Below are 4,700 nucleotides of genomic sequence, written 5' to 3'. Positions count from 1 at the left end.
TGCGTCTGGGACTTCAGGACTTCCGAGCCATAAAATTTGGGGCGACCATCGGGTTCCACGATGTGTGAATCCGATAGTTGTTTAAGGGGGAGTTAGAGGGGGTCGTTGCAGCAACCTCCCCTTGCCCCTCCTTGGTAAGGAGGGGAAAGTGTCGTAGCTGATCGGCATTTTCCTGCGGTAATTTTTCCACAGTTTTTCCCCATAATTCCCACAGGCTTTCCACAGGTTACCCCCATTTTTTATAAATATACCAACCGGTTTGTTTATTATACTAATCGGTTGAATATAATCGTTATTTTAGGTGGTTACAGTGATAAAACATGAGTCATGGTTCAAGTCAGGCGGATCAGGGGCCTAACCGTTGATAAGTTGCCGAAGCGACTGCCAGGATTCCTTGTCCGGCGCCAGCAGAAGGGCGGTATTCGAGTGCATCCCGAATGTTGTCGGACGGTAGGGCGAGCCGTCGCCGGTGAGCGCGCTGTACCCTCCCGCCTGACTATGGATGAGCACCCCGGCGGCATGGTCCCAAGGCATCAGTCGTCCTCCGTAGAGGGAAAAATTCAGCTCGCCGCGCCCCAGGTCCATGTACTCGCGGCCGGCGCATCCGTATCGGGTTCCCGTGGGGATATCCCTTTTCCCCGCTTCGCGTAATGTCGCCAGCTTGCGACACATCCGATCATTGAGCGAGCCGAGCATTTGCCCGATGGAAAGCGCCGTGGTCACCGCTATGGGCTGCTTGCCGGCGCCGTCCCCCTTCCCTATCCACGCCCCCTCGCCCTTGGCCGCCCAGATGGTGACGTCGGCAATCGGATCATGAATCCAGGCGGCCAGAGTCTCTCCGCCGATGCAAAAGGCGATAATGACGGCAAAGCACGGGATTCCCCGAACAAAGTTCGTCGTCCCGTCAACGGGATCGATCAGCCATACCGGGGCCTCTCCCTTAAGCGCGTCAAGACGCCGGGGGTCGGCGTCAGCCCCCTCCTCGCCGACGATTAAACTGTTCGAAATCAATGAGTTAAGCGATGATTCAAGGCGTTTTTCAGCATTGATATCGGCGGAGGTCACCAAGTCTCCGGAGCGTTTCTTAGTGATGTCGTTTGCCGACAACGAGCAAAATCGCGGCATGATTTCACTCGCCGCCGTCTCGCGGATAATCCGGATAACGGGTTCAATATCAGGGATCATGGCGCGCTTATACCATGATATCGGCTATGACGAGTAGATGTCGCGGTCCTCGTTGTAGGTGTGGCGGAATACTTCGAGGATGCGCGCCGCTTCGGCGTTGAAACCGGCGCGTTGGATCAGCGCCTTGGTGACGAAGCAACTGAACGCCACCGCCTCGCCCTTGCCTCGCAGGCCATAACCGCCGGCGATCTCTTCCAGGTAGTTATGAACCAGCCGTCTGGTCATCACGTTGAGTTGTTTTTTAACAAATCTATGCTTGTCGCGCCATTTTCTCTGCGCCTTTGCGGTTGTCATAAGGGCATCCTTTTATCTACTAGTAGATTTGGCCGGCTTAGGATAACGCCATCGACCTTAATCATTGACTCATAGCGGCCCCGACGCTTTTCCCCTCCTTGCCAAGGAGGGGTCAGGGGAGGTTTCGCCGATACCCCCTCTAACTCCCCCTTGAAGCAAGGGGGAGGATTTTTCAGAATCATTCTTTACGACCACTGTTATAACCACGACATGATGCGTCGGTCATCCAAGGCCATGCTACTACGATGGGAGTTGTTCTACTAGTGGAAAATACCTACATACGCTCAAAGCGGGCTTTGGTGACGGCGTCCATGCGGACTTTGAGGCGGATGGCATCCTCGCCGTCGATGCGCTCAAGCACCTCGGCGTGTTGATAGAGCCAGGAGAGCGCCGCTCCGTTCGTGATCGCAATTGATACTTCCACCTCCAGAAATGAATCCGACAGGCGCTTGTCGATGACTTTAAGCAGATTTTCGCACCCCTCTCCGGTCAGCGCCGACAATGCCGTCCGGGGCGGGGCGCTTTCGCGTCCGGCCCTGTTGATCAGGCTCTCTTTGTCATCAGGCGTCAGCAAGTCGATCTTGTTGATCGCCTCGATCAGGTTACCCGCTTTTTCCAAACCCAGTTTGCCAAGCACGGTCTCCACGTCCTGTTTCTGGGCCTGGGCGTCGGGGTGGGAGGCGTCGCGGACATGAACGATAAGATCAGCCGCAGAGACTTCTTCCAGCGTCGCGTGAAAGGCGTCCACCAGCTCATGGGGGAGGTCCGAGATAAAGCCGACGGTGTCCGACAGGATTACCGTGCGTCCCGACGGCAGCCTGAGGCTGCGCATGGTCGGGTCGAGGGTGGCGAAAAGCTGATCCGCCGCTTCCACCCCGGCATTGGTCAGGGTGTTGAAAAGCGTTGATTTCCCGGAGTTTGTGTAGCCGACCAGCGATACCGCCGGCCAGGACAGCCGTTGCCTCGCCTGACGGTGCAGTCGGCGGGTGCGTTTAACTTCCTTGATCCGGCGCTTGATATTGATGATGCGTTGATCGATCTGCCGGCGGTCGGACTCGATCTGGGTCTCGCCGGGACCGCCCATGAAGCCGGCGCCGCCGCGCTGGCGTTCCAGATGGGTCCATGAACGCACCAGCCGGGAGCGCTGATAAGTAAGCAACGCCAGTTCGACCTGAAGCCGTCCCTCGCTGGTGCGGGCGCGGGCGCCGAATATCTCCAGAATCAAGCCGGTGCGATCAAGAACCTTGCTGTTCCATGCGCGTTCCAGATTGCGCTGCTGCCCCGGCGTCAGCGTCGCATCGACCACCGTTACCGACGCCTTTGTTTCCTCTTTTGCCCCCTCCTCCTCCTCGCAGTCGGCGGCCCTGATGAGCGCGGCGATTCGTTCCACTGCGCCCTTGCCGAGCAGAGTGGCGGGATTAGCCTTGACCAGCCGCAACGCCTCGGCATGAATTACCTTCAGATTGATGGCGCGCGCCAGACCGACCGCTTCTTCCAGACGCGCCGACGGCTCGCGTGGTTCCCCGTCCGCCTGAAAATAGGGATGAATGACAAAGCAAACGCACTCGCCGTCGTTCCCGACCGGCGGCGGCGCTCCGTTTCCCGTGGCGAATCCCGATTTAATCGGAATCAGCTTCGGCCTCGCCTTCCTTTTCGGGTTCGAACAACTGTACGGGATTCGTCGGCATCACCGTCGAAATGGCGTGCTTGTAAACCAACTGAGTATGTCCGTCCCTGCGAAGAAGCACCGAGAAATTGTCGAACCATGTAACGATACCCTGCAATTTCACTCCGTTGACGAGGAATACCGTAACCGGCGCCTTGTTCTTTCTTATGTAGTTCAGGAAAACGTCCTGAACGTTTTGTCCCCTCTCAGACATGGGCTGATCCCCCCTGTTATTGTTTTTTGGGCCGTTCTTTTTATTATTTCGGCGACCCGCCTCCCCTAACCCCAAGCTATGTTACAACTCCCGTATGAAATTTGAAAGAGCCTGACACTCTCTAAAATACCGTGACGGCGGGTGAGCGCAAAATTCACCGTCGCCGGGAGCCTCGGCGCGCACCAGAACAGGTACGCAACCGGCGTTGAAGGCGCACTCCAGGTCGATATCCGCGTCTCCGGCGATCCACACATCGCCGCCGCGCATGATGCCGCTGCCGTTAAGGGCCAGATCGACGGGATCAATGGCCGGTTTGTCTCTCGGCGCATCCATGGCGCCGACCATCATGCCGAAATGTGCGTCCCAACCCAACTGCGCCGCCTCAAGGCGCAGGAAGTCCCCTTTTTTGTTGCTTATGACGCCGAGATAAATGCCGGAGCGCTTCAGTTCCTCCAGCATATGGCCGGCGCCGGGAAGGGGCCGCAGCATTTCCAGATGAATGGCGGAGAAGTATTGATAAAAAACCTCCCCCGCCTCTTCCCAGCGTTCGCCGAACAGGGCGGGAAAACTGTCACGAAGAGACTTACGCACTTGCCGGCGGGTTTGCTCCATGGTCCACGGCTCAAGGCCGAAGTCCTCAAGGGTGGAATTAAAGGCTTGGCGGATCACCGGCCACGAGTCGATCAGGGTATTGTCCCAGTCAAACAGAATAGCGCCGGGGCGGCCATTGATCGTCATATGCCGCTTCCATAATCGATGAGACGGGCGGCATAAAGGTCCATCAGTTTGCTGCACAGGGGGCCGGGCCGGCCTTTGCCGACCGCCTCGCCGTCAATATGGGTCACCGGCTTGATGAACGAGGTTGTATTGGAGAGAAAGGCTTCGACGGCCGTCTTTGCCTCATCGACGGAAAAAGGGCGCTCGACCAAGGCAAGGCTTTCCTCTTGCGCCAAATCCAGCACCATGGCGCGAGTGATGCCGCTGAGAATGGCGTGGTCGATATGGCGGGTGACCAATTCGCCTTTCGCGGTGACGATCCAGGCGTTGGAAGAAGTCCCCTCAGTGATGCATCCTTTATCATCGACCAGCCACGCTTCAAAGGCTCCGGAAGCCCTTGCCTTTTGCTTTCCTAAAACATTAGGAAGAAGAGATATCGACTTGATATCACAACGCTTCCATCGGATATCAGGCGTAGTAATGACGCTCACTCCCTGGGCCTTCGCGGAACTGTCGAAGGGCTTGCCGCGACGCGCCGTCATAACCAGCGACGCCGTGGCGTTGTCAGGAAATGCGTGGTCGCGGCGGGCGACGCCACGGGTAACCTGCAGATAGATAAATCCA

At 57.3% G+C, this 4,700-nt stretch carries 5 protein-coding genes and 1 pseudogene (1 of these 6 running past the window's edge); all 6 read right to left on the bottom strand.

Annotation, left to right across the window (positions count from 1 at the left end):
- Positions 1 to 354 precede the first annotated feature (354 nt).
- Positions 355 to 1,185, bottom strand: coding sequence for a hypothetical protein (locus A3H92_07215; GenBank protein OHC74322.1), 831 nt, complete (start codon positions 1,183 to 1,185; stop codon positions 355 to 357).
- Between the two features lie 24 nt (positions 1,186 to 1,209).
- Positions 1,210 to 1,479: a hypothetical protein gene (locus tag A3H92_07210; protein OHC74321.1), complete on the bottom strand. Its 270-nt coding sequence runs from the start codon at positions 1,477 to 1,479 to the stop codon at positions 1,210 to 1,212.
- Positions 1,480 to 1,753: 274 nt separating this feature from the next.
- On the bottom strand, positions 1,754 to 3,028 hold the full coding sequence (locus A3H92_07205) for a GTPase HflX (GenBank protein OHC74320.1): 1,275 nt from the start codon (positions 3,026 to 3,028) through the stop codon (positions 1,754 to 1,756).
- A gap of 70 nt (positions 3,029 to 3,098) precedes the next feature.
- A complete protein-coding gene (locus A3H92_07200; GenBank protein OHC74319.1) occupies positions 3,099 to 3,359 on the bottom strand; it encodes an RNA chaperone Hfq in 261 nt (86 codons plus the stop codon).
- An 81-nt stretch (positions 3,360 to 3,440) separates the two neighbouring features.
- Complete coding sequence (locus A3H92_07195) at positions 3,441 to 4,097, bottom strand: HAD family hydrolase (protein OHC74318.1); 657 nt, start codon at positions 4,095 to 4,097, stop codon at positions 3,441 to 3,443.
- A pseudogene (locus A3H92_07190) lies at positions 4,094 to 4,700 on the bottom strand (D-amino acid aminotransferase); it runs 293 nt beyond the window's last position. Before A3H92_07190 ends, A3H92_07195 begins: the two are co-directional and overlap by 4 nt.

The sequence above is a fragment of the Rhodospirillales bacterium RIFCSPLOWO2_02_FULL_58_16 genome (assembly GCA_001830425.1).
GTDB lineage: Bacteria > Pseudomonadota > Alphaproteobacteria > Rhodospirillales > 2-02-FULL-58-16 > 2-02-FULL-58-16.
Note: the sequence above shows the minus strand (reverse complement) of the source record. Positions and strands in the feature narration are given on the sequence as shown.